General features: G+C 64.4%; 15 protein-coding genes and 1 pseudogene. 4 read left to right on the top strand and 12 right to left on the bottom strand.

Annotated features, from left to right (window positions below; all coding sequences use genetic code 11):
• Nucleotides 1-8 precede the first annotated feature (8 nt).
• The 7 genes from BRAO375_RS32870 to BRAO375_RS32840 all read right to left on the bottom strand — a co-directional run bounded on the left by BRAO375_RS32870 (nucleotide 9) and on the right by BRAO375_RS32840 (nucleotide 8804).
• Nucleotides 9-821, bottom strand: a complete 813-nt coding sequence (locus tag BRAO375_RS32870; RefSeq protein ID WP_009031754.1) for a Cof-type HAD-IIB family hydrolase — start codon at nucleotides 819-821, stop codon at nucleotides 9-11.
• Between the two features lie 18 nt (nucleotides 822-839).
• Nucleotides 840-2084, bottom strand: a complete 1245-nt coding sequence (gene pgl, locus BRAO375_RS32865) for a 6-phosphogluconolactonase (protein WP_009031753.1) — start codon at nucleotides 2082-2084, stop codon at nucleotides 840-842.
• Nucleotides 2085-2088: 4 nt separating this feature from the next.
• Nucleotides 2089-3612, bottom strand: coding sequence for a glucose-6-phosphate dehydrogenase (zwf, locus tag BRAO375_RS32860; protein WP_009031752.1), 1524 nt, complete (start codon nucleotides 3610-3612; stop codon nucleotides 2089-2091).
• A complete protein-coding gene (gnd, locus tag BRAO375_RS32855; protein WP_035643378.1) occupies nucleotides 3609-4655 on the bottom strand; it encodes a phosphogluconate dehydrogenase (NAD(+)-dependent, decarboxylating) in 1047 nt (348 codons plus the stop codon). Before gnd ends, zwf begins: the two co-directional genes overlap by 4 nt.
• A 13-nt stretch (nucleotides 4656-4668) precedes the next feature.
• Nucleotides 4669-7515: a bifunctional transaldolase/phosoglucose isomerase gene (locus tag BRAO375_RS32850; RefSeq protein WP_009031750.1), complete on the bottom strand. Its 2847-nt coding sequence runs from the start codon at nucleotides 7513-7515 to the stop codon at nucleotides 4669-4671.
• A 181-nt stretch (nucleotides 7516-7696) separates the two neighbouring features.
• Nucleotides 7697-8143: a DsrE family protein gene (locus tag BRAO375_RS32845; RefSeq protein WP_009031749.1), complete on the bottom strand. Its 447-nt coding sequence runs from the start codon at nucleotides 8141-8143 to the stop codon at nucleotides 7697-7699.
• Between the two features lie 52 nt (nucleotides 8144-8195).
• A complete protein-coding gene (locus BRAO375_RS32840) occupies nucleotides 8196-8804 on the bottom strand; it encodes a hypothetical protein (RefSeq protein ID WP_035643382.1) in 609 nt (202 codons plus the stop codon).
• Nucleotides 8805-9248: 444 nt separating this feature from the next.
• On the opposite strand from BRAO375_RS32840, the gene BRAO375_RS32835 reads away from it, so the two are divergent.
• The 3 genes from BRAO375_RS32835 to BRAO375_RS32825 all read left to right on the top strand — a co-directional run bounded on the left by BRAO375_RS32835 (nucleotide 9249) and on the right by BRAO375_RS32825 (nucleotide 14226).
• Entirely contained in the window at nucleotides 9249-11192 is a 1944-nt protein-coding gene (locus tag BRAO375_RS32835) for a PrkA family serine protein kinase (RefSeq protein WP_009031747.1), read from the top strand.
• A 221-nt stretch (nucleotides 11193-11413) separates the two neighbouring features.
• Nucleotides 11414-12691, top strand: coding sequence for a YeaH/YhbH family protein (locus tag BRAO375_RS32830; RefSeq protein ID WP_009031746.1), 1278 nt, complete (start codon nucleotides 11414-11416; stop codon nucleotides 12689-12691).
• Entirely contained in the window at nucleotides 12688-14226 is a 1539-nt protein-coding gene (locus BRAO375_RS32825; protein ID WP_009031745.1) for a SpoVR family protein, read from the top strand. Before BRAO375_RS32830 ends, BRAO375_RS32825 begins: the two co-directional genes overlap by 4 nt.
• A gap of 15 nt (nucleotides 14227-14241) precedes the next feature.
• On the opposite strand, the pseudogene BRAO375_RS32820 reads toward BRAO375_RS32825, so the two are convergent.
• A pseudogene (locus tag BRAO375_RS32820) lies at nucleotides 14242-14653 on the bottom strand (VOC family protein).
• Nucleotides 14654-15011: 358 nt separating this feature from the next.
• Here BRAO375_RS32820 and BRAO375_RS32815 point away from each other — a divergent pair.
• Nucleotides 15012-16283, top strand: a complete 1272-nt coding sequence (locus tag BRAO375_RS32815) for a TMEM143 family protein (protein WP_009031743.1) — start codon at nucleotides 15012-15014, stop codon at nucleotides 16281-16283.
• Between the two features lie 175 nt (nucleotides 16284-16458).
• Here the strand turns inward: BRAO375_RS32815 and BRAO375_RS32810 are convergent, their stop codons facing one another.
• The 4 genes from BRAO375_RS32810 to BRAO375_RS32795 form a co-directional block, all read right to left on the bottom strand.
• Nucleotides 16459-17514, bottom strand: coding sequence for a 2-oxoacid:ferredoxin oxidoreductase subunit beta (locus BRAO375_RS32810; protein WP_009031742.1), 1056 nt, complete (start codon nucleotides 17512-17514; stop codon nucleotides 16459-16461).
• Between the two features lie 130 nt (nucleotides 17515-17644).
• A complete protein-coding gene (locus BRAO375_RS32805; protein ID WP_009031741.1) occupies nucleotides 17645-19495 on the bottom strand; it encodes a 2-oxoacid:acceptor oxidoreductase subunit alpha in 1851 nt (616 codons plus the stop codon).
• Entirely contained in the window at nucleotides 19465-21264 is a 1800-nt protein-coding gene (locus tag BRAO375_RS32800; RefSeq protein ID WP_009031740.1) for an FAD-dependent oxidoreductase, read from the bottom strand. Before BRAO375_RS32800 ends, BRAO375_RS32805 begins: the two co-directional genes overlap by 31 nt.
• A gap of 432 nt (nucleotides 21265-21696) precedes the next feature.
• Nucleotides 21697-22353, bottom strand: a 657-nt coding sequence (locus tag BRAO375_RS32795; protein ID WP_064742432.1) for a DUF4286 family protein, incomplete at its 5' end; no start/stop codon positions are given.

The following is a 22353-nucleotide window of genomic DNA, read 5'->3' as shown; positions in this document are numbered from 1 at the left end:
CCGGCTGGTCAACCCTGAGCGTTCTCGGCGAGGATCATCTCCATCGCGTTGGCGAAGCCCTCGTCCTGATTGGAGGTGGTGATGCGCGTCGCGTGGCTCTTCACATCGTCGCTGGCATTGCCCATCGCGATCGACAGGCCGCTGACCTCGAACATCGCGACATCATTGTGCATGTCGCCGATGGTCGCGACCTCAGCGAGCGGGATGCCGAGCCGCTGCGCCATCGTCGTGACGAATGTGCCCTTGTTGCGGCCGGGCGGGGTGATGTCGAGATAGTAGCTCTGCGAGCGGACGGCGGTCGCCTCGCTGCCCAGCAGCTCGCGCATCTCGCTCTCGCAGCGGGCCAGCAGCTCGAAGTCGCGGCTGGCGCCGACGATCTTGCAGGCGCTCGACAGATAGGGCGCGAAATCGCCGATGATGGTGGGATCGGCGCGGATGGCGCGCTGCTCGTTCGGGACGTAGTCGCCGTCGGGATTGCGGGTCAGCCAGGCGTCGGCGGTGAACACCCAGATGTCGACGCCGCGCTGATGCAGAAGGTCGATGCTGCGCGCGGCGGCGCCGGCCGGGATCAGGCTCTGCTCCAGTGGCCGCATGTCCGGGGCGATGATCGAGCTGCCGTTGAAAGGTCCGACCGGCAGGCCGATCTGCAACGGCGCGATCAGGAAACCCATGCCGATCGCCGGACGGCTCGACGTGATGGTGAAGGCGATCCCGGCCTCGCGAAGCTCGTGCGCCGCCTTCGCCGCGCGCTCGGTCAGAACCTTGTCCTTGGTCAGCAGCGTGCCGTCGACGTCGGACACGACGAGAGCGATGCGGGTCATGAGCCGTTCCATTCACAGTCAGGCACGGCCCTGACCGATGTGAAGCTGTTGCAGGACTTGATCGACGATGCTCTCGACCGGCGCGTCGACCAAGACCGTGATAGGATGCTCGTCGGCGGCAGGTGGTTCCAGGGTGGCGAACTGGCTGTCGAGCAGCCCGGTCGGCATGAAGTGGCCCTTGCGGTGACCCATGCGATCCCCGATCAGCTCGCGGTCCCCTTCGAGATAGACCAGGCGGACATCGCCGCGATCGCCGACCAGGATCTTGCGGTACGCCTTCTTGAGCGCCGAGCAGGCGATGATGATCGGCTCGCCCTCGGCGCGGCAGCGCGCGATCTCGTCGGCGATCGCCTGCAGCCAGGGCCAGCGATCCTCGTCCGTGAGCGGGTGGCCCGCGCTCATCTTGGCGACGTTGGCCGGCGGATGAAAGCTGTCGCCGTCCTCGAACCGCCACCCCAGGCGGCGACCGAGTGCTTCGCCCACCGTGCTCTTGCCCGAGCTGGCCACGCCCATGACGATGAGTGCGTGCGGAGGCGTGTCCGGCCATGCCGCCGCGTCGATGAGAAATGTCGTCCTCTCGTTCGACCGCGCGCGATTGGCGGGCAGGTATTCGCCCGCCAGCACCCGCGTCAGGATCGGCCGCTTGTCAGCCCCGCCCACCTCGAACAGCATGGTGCGGCAGGACGCGAGGACAGGCAGGGTCAGGCTGACCCGCGGCACGAACGGCGCGACATGCGCCTTGTCGACGCCCACCACCCAGCGATCCCTGACGTCGACCGCCGGGTAGCCTGGAAACAGCGAGGCGACGTGACCGTCGGGGCCGATGCCCAGCAGCACGAGGTCGAACAGCGGCCGTGCCGGATCGAGCGCGTCTGCGCCGTAGAACGTCATCAGCTCGCGCGCATAGGCGTCCGCGCTGCTCTCGGGAGATCCGGTCTCCGTCGGGACCGGATGAATGTTCGAGGCGGGCGCGCAGGCGTCGAGGAAGGCGTGGCGCGCCATCGTCATGTTGTGCAGTGGATCGCCCGGCGGCACAAAACGCTCGTCGCCGATGAACCAGTGCACGCGCGGCCAGGGAATGCGATCACGATAAGACTTCGTCGCCAACAGCTCATAGAGCTGCTTCGGACTGGAGCCGCCGGTGAGGCAGATGGCGACGCGGCCGGAATTGGCCCCGATCCGCGCGAGCAGAAGATCGGCGGCCGCCTGCGCCATCGCCGCTTTGTCGGCGACGCGCACCAGCTCGGGAGACGGCGTACCCATCGCGTCAGGCCAACTTGCGCCAGCTGCGGCCGTCGCGCGCCAGCAGATCGGCAGCCGCCTTAGGCCCTTCGCTGCCGGCCTGATAGGTATGCAGGCCGTCGCGGCCCGCCTTCTTCCAGGCCTCGATGAACGGCTCGACGGCTTTCCAGCCGGCCTCGACGCTGTCGGCGCGCTGGAACAGGATGTTGTCGCCGATCATGCAGTCATAGATCAGCGTCTCGTAGCCGGTCGCCGGCTCGGCCTGGAAATAGTCCTTGTAGTTGAACTTCATCTGCACGCCGTCGGTGCGGATGGTCGGGCCGGGGATCTTGGTATTGAACTGCAAGGTGATGCTCTGGGTCGGCTCGATGCCGATGACCAGATAGTTCTCCGCCAGCGTATCGATCGGCGTGCAGCTGAACATCGCGAACGGCGCTTGCCGGAACTTGATCGCGACCTCGGTGCGCTTGGCGCCGAGCGCCTTGCCGGTGCGGAGGTAGAACGGGACGCCGGCCCAGCGCCAATTGTCGATCGTCAGCTTGAGCGCCGCATAGGTCTCGGTCGCGCTATCGGGATTGACGTCCTTGGTCTCGCGATAAGAACTCAGCTCGGTGTCGCCGACCATGCCGGCCTTGTATTGGCCACGGACGGAGTTCAGCAGCGCTTCCTCTTCCGTCAGTGGCTGAATGGCGGAGAGCACCTCGGCCTTCTCGGAGCGCACGGTGTGCGCATCGAACCGCGCCGGCGGCTCCATGGCGACCAGGGAGAGCAGCTGGAACAGATGGTTCGGCACCATGTCGCGCAGCGCGCCGGTGGCGTCATAGAAGCTGCCGCGGGTGCCGACGCCGAGCTTCTCCTCGACGGTGATCTGGACATGGTCGATGTGATGCCTGTTCCAGATCGGCTCGAACATGCCGTTGGCGAAGCGCAGCACCAGGATGTTCTGTACCGTCTCCTTGCCCAGATAATGATCGATCCGATAGATCTGATGCTCGGTGACGAGTTCCAGCAGCTGATCGTTGAGCTTCTTGGCCGAGGCGAGATCGGTGCCGAACGGCTTTTCGACCACCAGCCGGCGCCACGCCTTGCCGTCCTCCTTCAACAGCCCGAGGCGGCCGAGCTGCTGGGCGATCGGCGCGAAGGCGGCAGGCGGCGTCGCCAGATAGAACAGCCGGTTGCCGTGCGTTTCCCGCGCGGCTTCCAGTTTCTCGAGCCGCTCTTTCAGCTCGTCAAAACTGTCCGGCTCCTTCGGATCGGCCTCGATCGCAGTCACGCAATGCAGCAGACGCTGGGCGATCTCGTCCTCGATCGGCCGCGTGGCATATTTGCGCAGGCCTTCCATCAGGTTCACGCGCAGCTGCTCGCTCGACATGCCCTTGCGGGCGATGCCGACGATGCAGAAGCGGTCCGGCAGCAGGTTGCCGGCCGCGAGATTGTAGAGCGAGGGCAGCACCAGGCGGTGCGTGAGGTCGCCGGTCACGCCGAAAATGACGAACGCGCAGGCATCGGGCTTCTGGTGCGGCGGCTGATGCGGATGCAGCGGGGTCACGCGCGGTCCGCCTTGTCAGTCTTGGGTTTGACGATCTCAGGCGCGCTCTGACGCGCGGGATCGGCATGCTGCTCCGGCTCCTTGTGGCCGCCAAAGCCCTCACGCATGGCGGACAGGATTTTCTCCGCGAAGGTGTGCTCCTGGCGCGAGCGGAAGCGCGCGAACAAGGCTGCGGTCAAAACCTCGGCCGGCACCGCCTCGTCGACCGCGGCGTTGACGGTCCAGCGTCCCTCGCCGGAATCCTCGACATAGCCGGAATATTTCTCCAGCCCCGGCTGGCGCGCCAGCGCGCTCGCGGTCAGGTCGAGGAGCCAGGACGGAATCACGCTGCCGCGGCGCCAGACCTCGGCGATGTCAGCAAGGTCAAAGTCGAAACGGTGCGCTTCGGGCAGCACCTCGCTGTTGGCGTTTCGCAGGATGTCGAAGCCTTCGGCATAGGCCTGCATCAGGCCGTACTCGATGCCGTTGTGGATCATCTTCACGAAATGGCCGGCGCCGGTCGGACCGGCATGGAGATAGCCTTGCTCGACGCGCGGGTCGCGGCCGTCACGGCCGGACGTCCGGGGAATGTCGCCGATACCGGGGGCGAGTGTCGAGAAGATCGGATCGAGCCGGTCGACGACGGCCTTGTCGCCGCCGATCATCATGCAGTAGCCGCGTTCGAGACCCCAGACGCCGCCGGAGGTGCCGACGTCGACGTAATGCAGGCCGCGCTCCCGCAGCGCCTTGCCGCGGCGGACGTCGTCCTGCCAGAAGCTGTTGCCGCCGTCGATGATGACGTCGTCCGAACCCATCAGCTTGGTGAGCTGCTCGACCGTGGCTTCGGTGATCTTGCCGGCCGGCAGCATGATCCAGGCATGCCGCGGCGTGGCGAGCTTGCCGACGAACTCGTCGAGGCTCGCTGCTCCCGTCGCGCCTTCGGAGACCAGCGCGGCGACGGCCTTCGCGTCGCGATCATAGACGACGCACGAATGCCCCGCGCGCATCAGGCGGCGCACGATGTTGCCGCCCATCCGCCCGAGACCGATCATTCCCAACTGCATCGCGGAGACCTTCCTAGCTCAGCGCCTCGTTGATGGCGCTGTCGAGCATCTTCAGGCCCGACTTCAGATTGCCCTTGAGATGCACGCGCAGCGCGCGGCGGCCGCGCTCGGTGAGCACGTCGAAATCGCCGCGCGCCTGCGCCGCCTTGATCACGCCGAAGCTCGCCTTCTGCCCGGGGATCGGCAGGTCCTGCGCCTCGTCGGCGGTGATCTGCAGGAAGACGCCGCTGTCGGGCCCACCCTTGTAGGCCTGGCCGGTCGAATGCAGGAAGCGCGGGCCGAACTCCGCGCAGGTCGCAAGATGCTTGCTGTCGCGCAGCTTCAGGCGCATGCGCTGCAGCGCGTCGATGTTGGCATCGTTGTGCTCGATATAGCCGAGCAGGGCGATGTAGTCGCCGTCCGCAGCACGGCGGAGATGGGCCTTAAGCCAGGAGGCAAGGGTGCCGTTGGCGCCATGCTCGCGCAGGCTCTCGGCATTGTGGCTGTCGGTATAGAGCTCGCAGCCTTTGACCGAAGCGACCGGCTCCTCGGCGGGCAGTGATCCAGTCTGCTCGAACGAAGCGGTGAGCTCGCGGGTCTTGATCTTGGCCGACTCCACGTCGGGCTGGTCGAACGGATTGATGCCGAGCACGGCGCCGGCGACTGCGGTTGCCATCTCGAAGCGGAAGAACTCCTGCCCGAGCTGATCGATCGAGGCCATCACGATGCGCACGACCGGATGACCGGCCTCTTCAAGCGCGGCGAGCTTGGCGTCGTGATCGGCGTCATCGTCGCCATCCACCCTGATGTCGATGAAGAAGCGGTCATGACCATAGACCTCGGGCGAAGCGACAGGCTCGCCGTCGATCGGAATCAGGCCCTTGCCTTCCTTGCCGGTGGACTCCGCGATCAACTGCTCGGCCCAGGCGCCGAAATCGGCGATCTTAGGCGAGGCGAAGATCGTCACCTTGTCGCGGCCGTCCAGGCCGGCGAGCCCCATGGCGAGGCCAAGCTGCACGCCCGAATTCTGCAGCGGCGGCACATCCGGGCCACAGGAGCGGACCATGGACAGTGCATTCTTGATCAGCTTGCGCACGTCGATGCCGGCCGTCGCGGCCGGCACCAGACCGAACGGCGACAGCACCGAGTAACGGCCGCCGATCGTCGGCTCGCCATGGAAGATGCGCGCAAAGCCCTGCGCCTTGGCCGCCTTCTCTAGCGACGAGCCGGGATCTGTGACGGCAATGAAGCGGTGACCGGCCTTCTTGGGCCCGATCGCCTCGCTGACGCGCGCGAAGAAATAGTCCTTCATCGCGTTCGGCTCGGTCGTGCCGCCGGATTTCGAGGAGACGATGAACACGGTGTTCCCGATGTCGATCTTCTTCTCCATCGCGCGCACCTGCGCCGGATCGGTGGAGTCGAGCACGTGCAGCTTGGGAAAGCCACTCTTGCGCGGGAAAGTCTTGGCAAGCACCTCCGGCCCGAGGCTCGAGCCGCCCATGCCGAGCACGACGGCGTCGGAGAACTTCTGGCCCTTCACGCGCTGGGCATAGTCCTCGTAGTCGGCGACATCGGCCTTCTCGGCGCTGGTCAGCCAGCCCAGCCATTTATGCTCGTCCTTGCCGGTCCACACCGAGGCATCCTTGTGCCAGAGGCGGCGGATCTTGGCGGACTTGCGCCACTCCTCGGTGGCGGCCTGGACTTTCTTGTCGAGATCAGCAGCAACCGCGATCGACTGCTGCCCGAGCGCTTCGCCGAGCACGACAGCGCGCTTATGCGCCACCGCGCCATAGAGCTTGTCGGCGGCATCGGCGAACTGCTTGACGCCGTCGATCACAAGGTCCGCGGTGATGTCATCGAGCGAGATGCCGGACTTGGCCAGATCGTCGAGCGCGTCCTGGGCGGCGTCGACGTCCTCCTCAAGGCTGTCGCGGACCTTGCCGTGGTCGCGGAAGGCGTCCAACGTCGCCGGCGGCACGGTGTTGACGGTGTTGGGCCCGATCAGCTCCTCGACGTAAAGGACGTCGCTGTATTCCTTGTTCTTGGTACCGGTCGAGGCCCACAGCAGCCGCTGCGGCTTGGCGCCCTTGGCGGCCAGCCGCTCCCAGCGCTCGCCTGCGAACAGGCGCTTGTAATCCTGATACGCCATCTTGGCGTTGGCGATCGCGATCTTGCCCTTCAGCGCGGTCAGTCGCTCCTTCTCGGTCGGATCGTTGGCCTGCGCGATCTTTTCGTCGAGCTGCTTGTCGACGACGCTGTCTATGCGGCTGACGAAGAACGAGGCGACGCTCGCCACATGCGACGGATCGCCGCCATCTGCGACGTAAGCCTCGAGACCGGCGAGATAAGCCTCGGCAACCTGCCGGTAGACCTCTTGCGAGAACAGCAGCGTGATGTTGACGCTGATGCCCTTGGAAATCAGATGCTGGATTGCCGGCAGGCAGGCATCCGTCGCCGGAACCTTGATCATCAGGTTGCGCCGGTCGACCGCCTTCCAGAGCTGCTCGGCCTCGGCGATCGTACCCTTGGCGTCCATTGCCAGATAGGGCGACACTTCGAGGCTGACGAAGCCGTCATTGCCTTTGAACTGGTCATAGACGGGCCGCAGCACGTCGGCGGCGTTCTGGATGTCCTCGACCGCGACAGCCTCGAACAGCTGCGTCGGCGAGCGGTCGCCGCTCTTCAGCGCCCTGGCGATCGGGGCATCGTATTCGTCCGAGCTGCCAATCGCCTTCTCGAAAATCGCGGGGTTGGAGGTGACGCCCTTGACGCCATCCTCGTCGATCAGCCGCTTCAGGTCGCCCTTGGCGACGAAGCCGCGTGCGAGGAAATCGAGCCAGACGGCCTGGCCGTGTTCTTCGAGAGCTTTGACCGGATTCATGATGCCTATCTATGTGCGTCGGCTTGCTTTTTCGGGTTCCCGTCGGGGCATCCTGCCAGACCGACATGGACCCAATATGAACAACTATGCGCCACCGCTATGGAGAACGCCATTCATATTGGATTGATCCCTGTGCAATCCCAAGCGCTTCAGGCCGATTTCGGGGAGCGGAAAGGGGGCGTCACGGCCGGATGTAGAGATAGCCCTGGGACTGCAGCTCGGCGATCCGCACCACGCCGCCTTTCTCCGCCACCACGAAGCCGGGCAGGAGATCGCCGAGGGTGACGTTCTGGGCCTTCATCGTGTTGCCGCAGGCGGCGAGCTCCAGGCCGGCTTTGGAAAAATGTCCGACCCGGCTGCGGATGTCCGGCGCCGCGCCCAAGGTGAAGGCGCGTAGCGCGGGACCATGGATCACCAGGGCGATGGTGACGTGATCTGGGCCGCCGACGCCGTCGTAATGATTCTGAATGTTGCCGAGAACGAAGCCGACCTTGTCGATCTCGTTCAAATGGTAAACGACTTTCAATCTGCCGGAGCCGGCAGTCTCATTCGCCGCTTGCGCGCGCGAGCTCGCGAACAGCGCGCCGAGCGCAGAGACGGCTGCGCTCAACATGTTGCGCCGATCCATCCTCTGCCTCCTTGCAAAGCCAACAACGCGCCACATCTGTTCTATGATGGTATCATTTGTGCCGGATAGCCGCGAGCTCCTTGCGGTCGGTCACCAGTCCCGCGCAGTCGGCGACGTCGCTGCGGTCGACGCGAAAGATCTTGTCGTCGGCGCCCGCGACGAGCGCGTCGCCAGCCTCGGAATCCGGCTTGTTGTCACGCTGCCAGACGGTGATGCGAGAAAGACGCACGATCGCCGATTTGTCATCCTTCGACATCGCGATCTCGATTCCGCCGCCTTCGCAATCGACCGGGCAGTTGTAACGGATCTCGCCTGGGGCGTCGGTTGCACGCGCGTGCTCGCACGATCCGCTGGAATCGAAATCACCGGACCGGTCGCGATAGTTGACGCCGAGACGGAGAGAATAGGTCATCTCGCGCTCGCCCGGCGGGATCTCCGCCGTGACGAGCAGCTGCATGGCCGAAACCTTCTGCTTGGGATGGCGAGCGAGATGATCGGCGTCGTAGCGGCGCGTGAAACAGGCATAGGCCTTCTGACCAGGCGGCTTCGTGAACACTCGCGTGTCGAACGTGCGCGCCTGAATCCTGCTGACGGTGTCGTCGGCACGCGCCACAGTGGCCAATGTGAGCCCGGACAGGATAAAAAGAAGAGCCCGCTTCATGAATGCCGCCACGTCCATGTGATGCGCCGCGTTACGCCGCGAGTGAATCGTTCCAATTCTTCGTCGCAGCCGGGAAGATCTTCGTTCATGCGCGGTTCACGTCCAGCGCGACCATCCTGGCGGGCTGTCGCAGTCGCCAGTTCACATGCCTTCACAAGGCCTTGTGCGGCGCGGGGAGACTACGGTGCCGGGGTATTGCGGATGTTGCGAAGCAGAGACATTGGGGTACAAATAGGGGCGAACGGCGTGGTTTTGCCGAACTATTGAGCGAAGTGCATGTTGATAGGGCATATGCTGCATGCACTTTGCGTTGCGGAAGAGGACCAAGACGGTGCCCAATGAGGGCTAGCGCGCTTCACTCTGAGTCGGTTCGAGATCAGTAGGAACGTACTTAGATCTCGGCCCGTTGCAGCAAGTGCGGCGGAACCTACGTGGAGAGGGATCATGTACAACGATTCGTTGTTCAACGCGTTCGCGAGGTCGTTCGAGGCCCGAAGCCAGACCGACATGTCGATGCAGGAATATCTAGAATCGTGTCGAACCGACCCGATGCGATACGCGAACGCTGCTGAGCGACTACTAGCTGCGATCGGTGAGCCTCAGATGATAGACACGGCCAAGGACCCACGCCTTGGCCGTATTTTTTTGAACCGGACGGTTCGGCTGTATCCAGCCTTTGCCGGCTTCTACGGCATGGAAGATACGATCGAGCGCATCGTCGGCTTCTTCCGCCACGCCGCGCAGGGCTTGGAAGAGCGCAAGCAGATCCTCTATCTCCTCGGCCCGGTCGGCGGCGGCAAGTCGTCGCTGTCGGAGCGGCTCAAGCAGCTGATGGAAGTGCATCCCATCTACGTGCTCAAGGCCGGCGATGAATTGAGCCCGGTGTTCGAATCCCCGCTCAGCCTGTTCGATCCCGACACGCTGGGCCCGATGCTGGAGGAAAAGTACGGCATTCCGCGCCGCCGCCTCACCGGATTGATGAGCCCGTGGTGCTACAAGCGGCTCGAAGCCTTCGGCGGCGACATCTCGCAATTCCGCGTCGCCAAGATCCAGCCGTCGCGGCTGCGCCAGATCGGCATCGCCAAGACCGAGCCGGGCGACGAGAACAACCAGGACATCTCCTCGCTGGTCGGCAAGGTCGACATCCGCAAGCTCGAGACCTACGCGCAGAACGATCCGGATGCCTATAGCTACTCCGGCGGCCTCAATCGCGCCAACCAGGGCATCCTCGAATTCGTCGAGATGTTCAAGGCGCCGATCAAGATGCTGCATCCGCTGCTGACGGCGACGCAGGAAGGCAACTATATCGGCACCGAGAACATCGGCGCGATCCCCTATAATGGCGTGATCCTCGCCCACTCGAACGAAGCGGAGTGGCAGAGCTTCAAGACCAACAAGAACAACGAGGCCTTCATCGACCGCATCTGCGTCATCAAGGTCCCGTACTGCCTGCGCGTCACCGAGGAGCGCAAGATCTACGAGAAGCTGATCCAGGGCTCCGAGCTCGCCACCGCGCCCTGCGCCCCGGCGACCTTGGATACGCTGGCCCGCTTCTCGGTGATGTCGCGCCTGCGCAAGCACGAGAACTCGACGCTTTACGCCAAGATGCGGGTCTATGACGGCGAGAGCCTGAAGGAATCCGATCCGAAGGCGCGCAGCGTGCAGGAGTATCGCGACGCCGCCGGCGTCGACGAGGGCATGGACGGCATCTCGACCCGCTTCGCGTTCAAGGTGCTGGCCGCGACTTACAATCACGACACGTCGGAAGTCTCGGCCGACGCCGTGCATCTGATGTACGTGCTGGAGCAGTCGATCAAGCGCGAGCAGCTGCCCGAGGAGATCGAGAAGCGCTATCTCGAGTTCATCAAGGCGGACCTCGCGCCGCGTTACGCCGAGTTCATCGGTCACGAGATCCAGAAGGCATATCTGGAATCCTACTCCGATTACGGCCAGAACCTGTTCGACCGCTACGTGGACTATGCCGATGCCTGGATCGAGGATCAGGACTTCAAGGATCCCGATACGGGACAGCTGCTCAACCGCGAGCTCCTGAACCAGGAGCTGACCAAGATCGAGAAGCCGGCGGGGATCGCCAACCCGAAGGACTTCCGCAACGAGGTTGTCAAGTTCTCGCTGCGCTCCCGGGCCCAGAACGGCGGAAAAAATCCGTCCTGGACCTCCTACGAAAAGATCCGCGAAGTCATCGAAAAGAGGATATTCTCGCAGGTCGAAGACCTTCTGCCGGTCATCTCCTTCGGCACCAAGAAGGACGGTGAGACCGAGAAGAAGCACGCCGACTTCGTCCAGCGCATGGTCGAGCGCGGCTATACCGAGCGGCAGGTCCGCCGGCTGGTCGAGTGGTACATGCGGGTGAAGCAGGCGGGTTGATCGTAGTCCGGCGCCGATGGTCGCTGCATGTGCTGCAGGCCATCGGTCCGACGTCGGCGCCTGGGCTATGATCTGATGCGGAGCGTTCGACGCCGAGCTTGGCGGACGCGTCGAACAGGAATGATGCGGGTGCCGCGTCGATCTGACGTTGCACCGCGGCATCGCGGCGGGGGAGAGCAGGAGTCGAAGCCGCTGCAGCAGGAGGCGTGTGGAACGTGGTCATGCACATCATTGATCGGCGCCTGAATCCGGGCGGCAAAAGTCTCGAAAATCGCCAGCGATTTTTGCGCCGCGCCAAGGCTCTGGTTCAGGGAGCGGTCAAGAAGACTTCGCAAGACCGCGACATCAAGGACGTGCTGGAGGGCGGCGAAGTCTCGATCCCGCTCGACGGCATGGACGAGCCGCGCTTCCGTCGCGAGGGCGGCACCCGCGACATGGTGCTGCCGGGGAACAAGAAATTCATCGAAGGCGACATCCTGCCGCGCTCCGGTGACGGCAGCGGCCGCAAGTCTGGACCGGGGCAGGGCGACAGCGAGGACGCCTTCCGCTTCGTGCTGAGCAAGGAGGAGTTCGTCAATCTCTTCCTCGACGATCTCGAGCTGCCGGATCTCGCCAAGCGCAAGTTTGCCGAGGCCGAGAGCGAAGGGCTGGTGCGCGCGGGCTATTCGACCTCGGGTTCGCCGGCCAACATTTCGATCAGCCGCACCGTCACCCGAGCTATGGCCCGCCGCGTCGCACTGCGTCGGCCGCGGCCGGAGGCGATCGCCGAGCTCGAAGCCAGGATCGCCGAGGAGACCGACGAGGACAAGAAGGCCGCGCTGGTGGCCGAGCTGGAGGCGCTGAAGGCCAAGGCCAAGCGCATCCCCTTCATCGATCCGATCGACATCCGCTACCGACGCTTCGAGGCGGTGCCGAAGCCGATCGCGCAGGCGGTGATGTTCTGCCTGATGGACGTGTCCGGCTCGATGTCGGAGCACATGAAGGACCTCGCAAAACGGTTCTACATGCTGCTCTACGTGTTCCTGACGCGGCGTTACCGCCATGTCGAGATCGTGTTCATCCGCCACACCGACCGCGCCGAGGAGGTCGACGAGCAGACCTTCTTCTACGGCCCGGCGTCCGGCGGCACTCTGGTGTCCAGCGCGCTGCAATGCATGCACGACATCGTGCGCTCGCGCTTCCGCCCGTCGGACTGGAACATCTACGCGGCGCAGGCCTCGGACGGCGACAATGCCACCTCGGACTCCGAGAACGTCGCGCGGCTGCTGACCGACAACATCCTGCCGGTGTCGCAGTTCTTCGCCTATCTCGAGGTCGGCGAATCCGGCACCTATTCCTTCGAGATGCCGGACTCCGCGCTGTGGTCGCTGTATGAGCGTCTCCGCGCCAACGGCCAGCCGCTGTCGATGCGCAAGGTGCGCGACCGCAGCGAGATCTTCCCCGTCTTCCACGACCTGTTTCAGCGTCGCGGCACCACGCAGGAAAGGGCGGCATCATGAGCGGATTGCTGTTCGAAGGCGCCGACTGGAATTTCCTCACTTTGCAGCGCATCCACGATGCCTGCGAGGCCGTGGCGCAGAAGGAGCTCGGGCTCGACACCTATCCGAACCAGATCGAGGTCATCACCGCCGAGCAGATGCTCGACGCCTATTCCTCGGTCGGCATGCCGCTGTTCTACAAGCACTGGTCATTCGGCAAGCACTTCGCCTATCACGAGGCATCCTATCGCAAGGGCCTGATGGGCCTTGCCTATGAGATCGTGATCAACTCCTCGCCCTGCATCTCCTATCTGATGGAGGAGAACACGGCGACGATGCAGACGCTGGTCATCGCGCACGCCGCGTTCGGCCACAACCACTTCTTCAAGAACAACTATCTGTTCAAGCAGTGGACCGACGCCGACGGCATCCTCGACTATCTCGATTTCGCTCGAGGCTACATCGCGCAATGCGAGGAGCGGTTCGGCCGCATGGCCGTCGAGCATACGCTCGACGCCGCGCATGCGCTGATGTCGCATGGCGTCGACCGCTATCCCGGCAAGAAGAAGCTCGACTTCCGCGAGGAGGAGAAGCGCGCCGGCAAGCGCAGGCTCTACGAGGAGGAGCAGTTCAACGATCTCTGGCGCACGGTGCCGACCGGACCCGCCAAGACCAGCGCAGTGCTGAACGTGGAGCGCCGCCGCGCCCTGCTCGGTCTGCCGCAGGAGAACCTGCTTTATTTCCTGGAAAAGAGCGCGCCGCGGCTGGCGGCGTGGCAGCGCGAGCTGCTGCGCATCGTCCGCCACATCGCGCAGTATTTCTATCCGCAGGGCCAGACCAAGGTCATGAACGAGGGCACGGCGACCTACGTGCACTATCGCATCATGAAGCGGCTGCATGAGGACGGCCGTCTCACCGACGGCAACTTCCTGGAATTCCTGCAGTCGCACACCAACGTCGTGTTTCAGCCGGAGTTCGACGATCCGCGCTTCTCCGGCTTCAACCCTTACGCGCTCGGCTTTGCGATCATGCAGGACATCGAGCGCATCGTGAAGGATCCGACCGAGGAGGACCGCGAATGGTTCCCGGACATTGCGGGCACCGGCGACGAAATGGCGGTGCTGCGCGACGTCTGGGCGAATTATCGCGACGAGAGCTTCATCAGCCAGTATCTCAGCCCGAACCTGATCCGGCACTTCCGGCTGTTCCATCTGCATGACGATCCCGCCGAGCGCGCCGGCATCCTGGTCGACGCCATCCACGACGAGCGGGGCTATCGCCGCATCCGCCGCGAACTTTCGAAGCAGTATGACGTCGGCTATATCGACCCGAACATCGAGGTGGTCGACGTCGACCTCGCCGGCGACCGCCGCCTGATGCTGCGGCATACCGTGGTCAAAGGCGCCCAGCTCAACGAGACCGACACCAAGCGCGTGCTGCAACACCTCGCCGACCTCTGGAGCTACGACGTCCAGCTCACCGAGGTCGACGCCGCCACCGACAAGGTGCTGAAGGAGTACGTGCTCAATCCCCGGATACAACCGGCGGCCGCGTAGCGCGGCCGCCAAGCCTTAGATCTCCGCGTAGACTTCGAACAGGTTTCCATCCGGATCCCTGAAGAACAGCGTGCGGTGGCCGAAAGGCTGGTCTGTCGGCGGTTCCATCAGAGCGACGCCTTTCTCTGCGAGCTCAGCCGCGCAGCGATCGACGTCGTCGCGCGACACTTTGAACGCCAGCTGGAGCGAGGCGCTGCCCGCCGGCGTCTGCTGGTCCGATGCCAGCCGCTTCGGCCGGGCCAGCGCCAGCGTGTTGGGGCCGATCTGGTATTCGATCCAGCCTTGTGACAACTCCCGCAACACTGGGAAACCGAGAATTCGCTCATAGAAGTCGCGCATGGCTTGCCGGATCCCGCGCCAGGATGACCGTGTAGTCTATGGCACGAATGGCGTTGAACGCGGATTTCGTGCGCCCCGGTTCTGTCATGATCGTTCTCCTGTCTCCCGAGCTGCGAGCTCACGCGGTTGAGTTTACAAACGCGAATTCTGCGAGAGTCCCCGCTGCGTCATGGCCGGGCTTGACCCGGCCATCCATCCGCTTCGGAAATCTTGGAGAGGCGTGGATGCCCGGGTCAAGCCCGGGCATGACGACTTTTTTGGGCGGATCCGAGTGAGCTCAAACGACGGCCGCCCGGCGAATCCCCGGGCGTGACCTGGGCCATGCGGCCGGAGGGAATCCGGCGCGAGTGGCGCAAGGTCGATCGGCCGTCTATGGTGAGCGCTGTCGGCCGGCTGCTAAATTGCCGGCTGCTGCAAAACGGCAATCGAGCTCAGGCGTAAGGCGCGTGGTTGAGGCAACGGAGACGGCGACGACGGATCGGCGGGACCGGTTCATTCCGATACGCAAGTCCGACGTCCTCGACGCGGTGATTTCGCATGGCGGCCTGGATGACGCCCCGGCGAGCGACCTGCGTCGCCTCTCCCAGATGCTCGGCGCCATCCTGCACCACGAGTATTTCGACGAGCTCGACCGTCTCCGCGACGCTTATTTCGACTTCGATCCCGAGATCCCTGCCGGCCGCCACCGCTCACCAGCTGAGAGTGATGCCGCCTATGGCAATCTCACCGATGAATTCGTCCGGGTGCTCGGCGAGGCCAATTTCATCGAGATCACCCATGACGAGATCGAGCGCGCCTTCTCCGAGCATGCGCTGGTCCGGGTGAAGCTGAAGGCGCCGATCTCCGACTTTCGCGCCGTGCGCATGTTCCGGCGCGGCATCCATCAGGAGACGATCGAGGTGCCAGCGCTGTACGGCCTACGGCGCCGCAAGCAGGAGATCGAGGTCTACGACGACATCATCCTGATGGTCGCCACCAGGCCCGACGAGCCGGCCAAGAAGAAGCGCAAGACTGCAGCCTGGCGTGGCCGCAACAAGATCCGCGGCGGCGCCGTGCTGTTCAAATATTTCCGCCACATCGCACGCTTCGATCTCGAAGCGCTGCTGCCGAACGTTCGCGTCGTGATGGGCCTGCGCGAGCAGCTCACGCTCGGCGTGCCGGCGCTGGTCGGCGGCGTGCCGATCCTGCTCAAGCTGGCGTCGACCCTCACCGTGCTGTTCATCGTCGCCGGCTTCTATCTCGGGCTCAGCGGCACCGTGCACGACAACGACACCGAGCAGGCGCTGGCGGCGCTGTCCGGCCTGTTCGCGCTCGGCGCCTTCATCCTCCGGCAATGGGGCAATTTCCACCGCCAATCGCTGATCCATCAGAAGCAGGTGACGGACAACATCTACTTCCGCAACGTCAACAACAACTCCGGCATCTTCAACTACCTGATCGGCGAAGCCGAGGACCAGGACTGGAAGGAGGCGGTGCTGGCCTATGGCGGGCTGCTGCTGGCGTCGGTGCCGCTGAGCCGGGCGGCGTTGGGCAGCCATGTCGAGGAGTTGCTGCAGCAGATGTTCGGGCTTGGGCGCGCGTTCAATATCGACGAGGCGCTGATCCGACTGCGGGAGTTCGGGCTCGTGAGCGGTGATGATGAGGCGCTGTCGGCGCTCCCGCTACCGGAGGCGATCGCGAAGCTCGAACGCGTCTGGGCGAATGCGCTGCGGCCGTAGTGGCATATGACGCGTGAACAGAAGCGTAGCCCGGATCAGCGGGAGCCTGCGCCCGCTGGCCGAGGCGGACGCGATACCGGGTTCTCACGTGCGGTCGCAGTGATCCCGGATGTCGCACTCGCCGACGTCGAAGCGGCGTCGGCTGGCGCCATCCGGGCTACGAGAGCCGGACGCGTCAGCGCAGGCTCGCGTTGATCTTGTCGAGCACCGACTGTCCGGGGCAAAGATCCGCGGCCTCCAACCGGTTCAACGGCCGCTCCACCGTGTTGAGGTGGCTGTGCAGATCATCCGCCTCGGGATCGACATACAACAACCCGGTCACGATCTGCCCTTGCGCGGAATGCTTCTGCAGGAAGGTCATCGCGCCCAGGCGGTCGTGCGGATCGTAGTCGGCGTCGAGCTTGCGCAGCGCCAGCCGCGAGCCGTCGTGCTGCTCGACGATCTGCACCGTGCCGGGATCCTGGTCGATCTCGATCGGATCCCGCCCTGTCAGCACGTCGAGGCGGTTGACAGCGTCATTGTGCTCGCGGACGTAATCGAAGCTCTTGGTCGAGCCGGCGTGATTGTTGAACGCGATGCACGGGCTGATGACGTCGATGAACGCCGCGCCCTTGTGCCGGATGGCGCCCTCGATGATCGGCACCAGCTGCTTCTTGTCGCCGGAGAACGAGCGCGCGACGTAAGTGGCCCCGAGCTGCAGCGCGATGCCGACGAGGTCGATCGGGTTGTCGGTGTTGGTGACGCCCTTCTTCGACTTCGAGCCGCGGTCGGCGGTGGCCGAGAACTGGCCCTTGGTCAGGCCGTAGACGCCGTTGTTCTCGACGATGTAGGTCATGTTGACGCCGCGCCGGATCGCATGCGCGAACTGGCCGAAGCCGATCGAGGCAGAGTCGCCGTCGCCGGAGACGCCGAGATAGATCAGCTCGCGGTTGGCGAGATTGGCCCCGGTCAGCACCGAGGGCATGCGGCCATGCACGGTGTTGAAGCCGTGCGAATTGCCGAGGAAGTAGTCCGGCGTCTTCGACGAGCAGCCGATGCCGGAGATCTTGGCCACCCGATGCGGCTCGATCGACAGCTCGAAGCAGGCCTCGATGATCGAGGCCGTGATCGAGTCGTGGCCGCAGCCGGCGCACAGGGTCGAGATCTTGCCCTCGTAGTCGCGATGGCTGTAGCCCAGCGCGTTCTTCTTGATGCCGGGATGCTGGAATTTCGGCTTGGCGATGTAGGTCATGGGAGCACCCTGTCACCCAGCGCCGTCATGGCCGGGCTTGTCCCGGCCATCCACGTCGAGCCGGGAACGCGAAGGAGATGGATGCCCGGGTCAAGGCCGGGCATGACGATGGGAGAGAGCGGACACAGCATCACGACACCGCCTTGCGCAGCGGAGTGACCTTGATCTGGTCCTGATGGGTGCCGATCGCCTCCGCGATGAAGCGCGCGGTGATCGGGGTGCCGTCATAGTGCAGGATCGGCACCAGGCGGACCGGATCGATGCCGTTCTCGGTAACGATCAGCTGGCGCAGCTGGGCGTCGCGGTTCTGCTCCACCACATAGACGAAATCGTGCTCCGCGACGAAGCTCGCCACGCTCGAATGGAACGGGAAGGCGCGGATGCGCAGCCGGTCGAGCTGGTGCCCGCGTGCCTCCAGAAGCTCGATCGCCTCGTCCATCGCCGGCGCGGTCGAGCCGAAATAGATCACGCCATACTTTGTCGGCTTGGCCGCGTTGGCCTGCAGCGGCCGCGGCACCATGTCCTGCGCGGTCTGGAACTTGCGCAAGAGGCGCTGGACATTGTCGGCGTAGACGGCGCCTTCCTCCGAATAGCGCGCGTAACGGTCACGCGACGTGCCGCGGGTGAAGTAGGAGCCCTTGGTCGGATGCGTGCCGGGAAGAGTGCGGAACGGGATGCCGTCGCCGTCGACGTCGAGATAGCGGCCGAAATCGCGGCCCTCGTCGAGCATCTCCGCCGTCATCACCTTGCCGCGGTCATATTGCCGGGCGTCGTCCCATTTCAGCGGCCGGCACAGCCGCTGGTTCATGCCGATGTCGAGATCGAGCATCAGGAAGACAGTGGTCTGCAGCCGCTCGGCGAGATCAAACGACGCGGCAGCAAATTCGAACGCCTCCGCCGGATCCTCGGGGAACAGCATCACGTGCTTGGTGTCGCCGTGCGAGGCATAGCCGCAGGCGATCAGGTCGCATTGCTGGGTCCGCGTCGGCATACCTGTCGAGGGACCTGCGCGCTGCACGTTCATGATCACGGCCGGAATCTCGGCGAAGTAGGACAGGCCGATGAACTCGGTCATCAGCGACACGCCAGGCCCTGAGGTCGTGGTGAAGGCGCGGGCGCCGTTCCAGGACGCGCCCACCACCATGCCGATCGAGGCGAGCTCGTCCTCGGCCTGCACGATGGCGTATTTCGCCTGGCCCGTCTCCGGATCATGCCGCAGCTTCTTGCAGTGATTGGTGAAGGCCTCGGCCACCGAGGACGACGGCGTGATCGGGTACCAAGCGCACACGGTCGCACCGCCATACACCGCGCCGAGCGCCGCGGCATTGTTGCCTTCGAGGAAGATGCGGTCGCCGACCTTGTCAGCCTTTCTGATACGCAGGCCGATCGGGCATTTCAGGTTCTGCAGCGCCCAGTCGCGGCCGAGATGCAGCGCATGGACGTTGGAGGACAACAGCTTCTCCTTGCCCTTGTACTGCTCGCCGATCAGTTGCTCGATCAGCTTCGGGTCCATCTCGAGCAGCGCGGAGAGCGCGCCGAGATAGATGATGTTCTTGAACAGCTGGCGCTGCCGCGGATCCGAGTAGGTCGAGTTGGTGATCGCGGTCAGCGGCACGCCGATGACGTTGACGTCCTCGCGAAACTTGGTCGACGGCATCGGCTTGGTCGAGTCGTAGAACAAATAGCCGCCCGGCACGATGCCGGCGACGTCCTTGTCCCAGGTCTGCGGATTCATCGCCACCATCAAATCGGTGCCGCCGCCGCGCGCGCCGAGATGGCCGGCCTCGGTAACGCGCACCTCGTACCAGGTCGGCAGCCCCTGGATGTTGGACGGGAAGATGTTGCGGGGGCTCACCGGCACGCCGTGGCGGAGCACGGCGCGCGCGAACAGCTCGTTGGCGCTGGCCGAACCGGAGCCGTTGACGTTGGCGAAGCGGACGACGAAGTCGTTTACGCTGCTGAGCGGCGCTTGCTGGGACATGCGTTACCTGCGTGAGTCGTCTCGATGAAATACTTCTGCATGTCCCACGCACCGGTGGGGCAGCGTTCGGCGCACAGGCCGCAATGGAGGCAGACGTCCTCGTCCTTCACCATCACGCGCCCGGTCTTCAGATCCGAGGACACGTAGAGGTCCTGGTCGGGATGCAGCGACGGCGCGCGCAGGCGCGCGCGCAGGTCAGCCTCCTCGCCATTTTCCGTGAAGGTGATGCAGTCCATCGGACAGATGTCGGCGCAGGCGTCGCATTCGATGCACAGCGTGTTGGAGAACACCGTCTGCACGTCGCAGTTCAGGCAGCGATGCGCCTCGCCGAGCGCGAGCTTGACGTCGTAGCCGAGCTCGACCTCGGCGCGGATGTCCTTCAGCGCCACCACCTTGTCGCGATGCGGCACCTTGAAGCGCTTCTCCGGCGAGACGTCGTTGTCATAGCTCCATTCGTGGATGCCCATCTTCTGCGACGAGACATGCACCTCGGGCAGCGGCCGCTCGGTGATGTCTTCCCCCGACAGCAGCCGGTGGATCGACAGCGCCGCCTCATGGCCCTGCGCGACCGCCCAGATGATGTTCTTCGGACCGAACGCGGCGTCGCCGCCGAAGAACACTTTCGGGTTGGTCGAGACGAAGGTCTTGGGATCGACCACCGGCATGTGCCATTTGTCGAACGTGATGCCGCAATCGGCCTCGATCCAGGGGAACGCATTCTCCTGGCCGACCGCGACCAGCACGTCGTCGCATGCGAACGTCTGATCGGGCTCGCCCGAGGGCACCAGCGAGCGCCGGCCCTTGTCGTCATATTCAGCCTTCACCTTCTGGAAGGTGACGCCGGTCAGCTTGCCGTTGTCGTGAACGAAGGCAACGGGAACGAGATAGTTGAGGATCGGAATATCCTCATGCAGCGCGTCCTCCTTCTCCCAGGGCGAGGCCTTCATCTCCTCGAAGCCGGAGCGCACGATCACCTTGACGTCCTCGCCGCCGAGACGGCGCGCGGTGCGGCAGCAGTCCATCGCGGTGTTGCCGCCGCCGAGCACGATCACGCGCTTGCCGATCTTGTCGGTATGGCCGAATGACACGCTGGACAGCCAGTCGATGCCGAGATGGATGTTCCCTGCGGCTTCCTTGCGGCCGGGGATGTTCAGCTCGCGGCCGCGCGGCGCGCCTGAGCCGATGAACACGGCGTCGTAGTTATCGGCCAGCAGCGTCTTCAGGCTGTCGATGCGATGGCCGGCCTTGTAGTCGACGCCGAGGCTGAGCACGTAGCCCGTCTCCTCGTCGATCACGCTGTCGGGCAGCCGGAATTTTGGGATCTGCGACCGCATCATGCCGCCCGGCTTGGGATCGGCGTCGAACACGGTGCAGTGATAGCCGAGCGGCGCCAGATCGCGCGCTACCGTCAGCGAGGCCGGTCCGCCGCCGACCAACGCGATGCGCCTGCCGTTCTTCGGCGCAGAACGCGGCATGCGCTGCTGCACGTCGTCCTTGAAGTCGGCGGCGACGCGCTTCAGCCGGCAGATCGCGACCGGGCTCTCCTCGACGCGTCCGCGTCGGCAGGCGGGCTCGCAGGGGCGATCGCAGGTGCGTCCGAGGATGCCGGGGAAGACGTTCGACTTCCAATTGATCATGTAGGCGTCGCTGTAGCGACCCTCAGCGATCAGGCGGATGTATTCGGGGACCGGCGTGTGTGCGGGACAAGCCCATTGGCAATCGACCACTTTGTGAAAGTAGTCGGGCGCCGAGATATCAGTCGCTCTCATTCCTACCCTGTCCGCGCGGCGAACCAGTTTCGCGCGGCCTTCCTGACGTGAGGACGACTGATGATCAGGATCAGCAGAGGATCGGTTGAGGTCCGGAGCAGGCCCTGGTCGTCGCCCTTCTGTTTTTTGAATGGCTCAATTGAATAGTCATATCAGACTAGAGCCATTCCAAGGCGCACACAAAGGCAAATTTGCAACGCTGCTGGTCATGCACAGTGGTGCACCGCCGCATTGCAGGCGCGATGCTGCCATGTGTGCGGTGCGGGATGAGATGTGACGAATATGAAGAGTGAGTGGGACAAGTGAGCACCACGTACTCAGTCGTCATGCCCGGGCTTGACCCGGGCATCCACGCGCACACTCAGGATGCCGGACGACGTGGATGGCCGGGTCAAGCCCGGCCATGACGTGTTGACAGAGAGGGGCTCGAACTTAGTTCGTCGTGATATCAGCGCGGCTGAGATCCCACATCAGGCGATAGATGCCGGCCGAAATCTGCGTGGCCAGCGGTCCATCGATCGCCGCGAAGCGCGTCGTCATCAGCGTTGCGATCGCGTGGCTGTCGGTGCCGTCGATCAGGATGAACCAGTCGGCATCGCGCGAGCTTGCCGGCAGCCCGGCAGCAGGACCCGAGAGATCAGCATCGCCTTCCAGCAGGTGCATCGAGATCACCCCCTTGAGCTCGCGCGGGTCGAGCTCGATCTGCAACGCATCGCGCAAGGCTTGGTCCTGGTCCGGCTTCGGCCGCAGGCGAATGATGCCGAGCACGGCGCCTCGGCCGGCCCCCTTCGAGATAGTGATCCGCGCGACGCTGCGGATCATGTTCTTGAACCGCGCCATGACCGTCTTCGACCATTCCGTCGGCGCCTCGAGCCGTGCGCGATAGGGCGCGCTGTCGAGCACGTCGATGCTCTCGGTCGAATACAGGCACAGATATTTCGGGCTGCCCTGCTCGGTGACATAACGCCGCGCCTCGACGAAGCCGGGAATCGCGACGCGCTCCTCGAGATGCTCGCTGTCATACCAGTGGTTGAAATCGGCCTCGTGAGCGGCGTCGATGTTCATCGACGTCAACAGCATGCCTGTCCC

This window comes from Bradyrhizobium sp. ORS 375 (genome assembly GCF_000239775.1).
GTDB lineage: Bacteria > Pseudomonadota > Alphaproteobacteria > Rhizobiales > Xanthobacteraceae > Bradyrhizobium.
The sequence above is the reverse complement of the archived record's forward strand: the minus strand, read 5'-3'. Positions and strand labels throughout refer to the sequence as shown.

What these genes read in the sequence shown, in the direction of transcription:
- pgl (WP_009031753.1), bottom strand. Translation starts at nt 2,084, where the DNA reads ATGGGTACGCCGTCTCCCGAGCTGGTGCGCGTCGCCGACAAAGCGGCG.
- BRAO375_RS32850 (WP_009031750.1), bottom strand. Translation starts at nt 7,515, where the DNA reads ATGAATCCGGTCAAAGCTCTCGAAGAACACGGCCAGGCCGTCTGGCTC.
- BRAO375_RS32810 (WP_009031742.1), bottom strand. Translation starts at nt 17,514, where the DNA reads ATGACCTACATCGCCAAGCCGAAATTCCAGCATCCCGGCATCAAGAAG.
- BRAO375_RS32805 (WP_009031741.1), bottom strand. Translation starts at nt 19,495, where the DNA reads ATGTCCCAGCAAGCGCCGCTCAGCAGCGTAAACGACTTCGTCGTCCGC.
- BRAO375_RS32830 (WP_009031746.1), top strand. Translation starts at nt 11,414, where the DNA reads ATGCACATCATTGATCGGCGCCTGAATCCGGGCGGCAAAAGTCTCGAA.
- gnd (WP_035643378.1), bottom strand. Translation starts at nt 4,655, where the DNA reads ATGCAGTTGGGAATGATCGGTCTCGGGCGGATGGGCGGCAACATCGTG.
- BRAO375_RS32840 (WP_035643382.1), bottom strand. Translation starts at nt 8,804, where the DNA reads ATGAAGCGGGCTCTTCTTTTTATCCTGTCCGGGCTCACATTGGCCACT.
- BRAO375_RS32800 (WP_009031740.1), bottom strand. Translation starts at nt 21,264, where the DNA reads ATGAGAGCGACTGATATCTCGGCGCCCGACTACTTTCACAAAGTGGTC.
- BRAO375_RS32870 (WP_009031754.1), bottom strand. Translation starts at nt 821, where the DNA reads ATGACCCGCATCGCTCTCGTCGTGTCCGACGTCGACGGCACGCTGCTG.
- BRAO375_RS32845 (WP_009031749.1), bottom strand. Translation starts at nt 8,143, where the DNA reads ATGGATCGGCGCAACATGTTGAGCGCAGCCGTCTCTGCGCTCGGCGCG.
- BRAO375_RS32835 (WP_009031747.1), top strand. Translation starts at nt 9,249, where the DNA reads ATGTACAACGATTCGTTGTTCAACGCGTTCGCGAGGTCGTTCGAGGCC.
- BRAO375_RS32825 (WP_009031745.1), top strand. Translation starts at nt 12,688, where the DNA reads ATGAGCGGATTGCTGTTCGAAGGCGCCGACTGGAATTTCCTCACTTTG.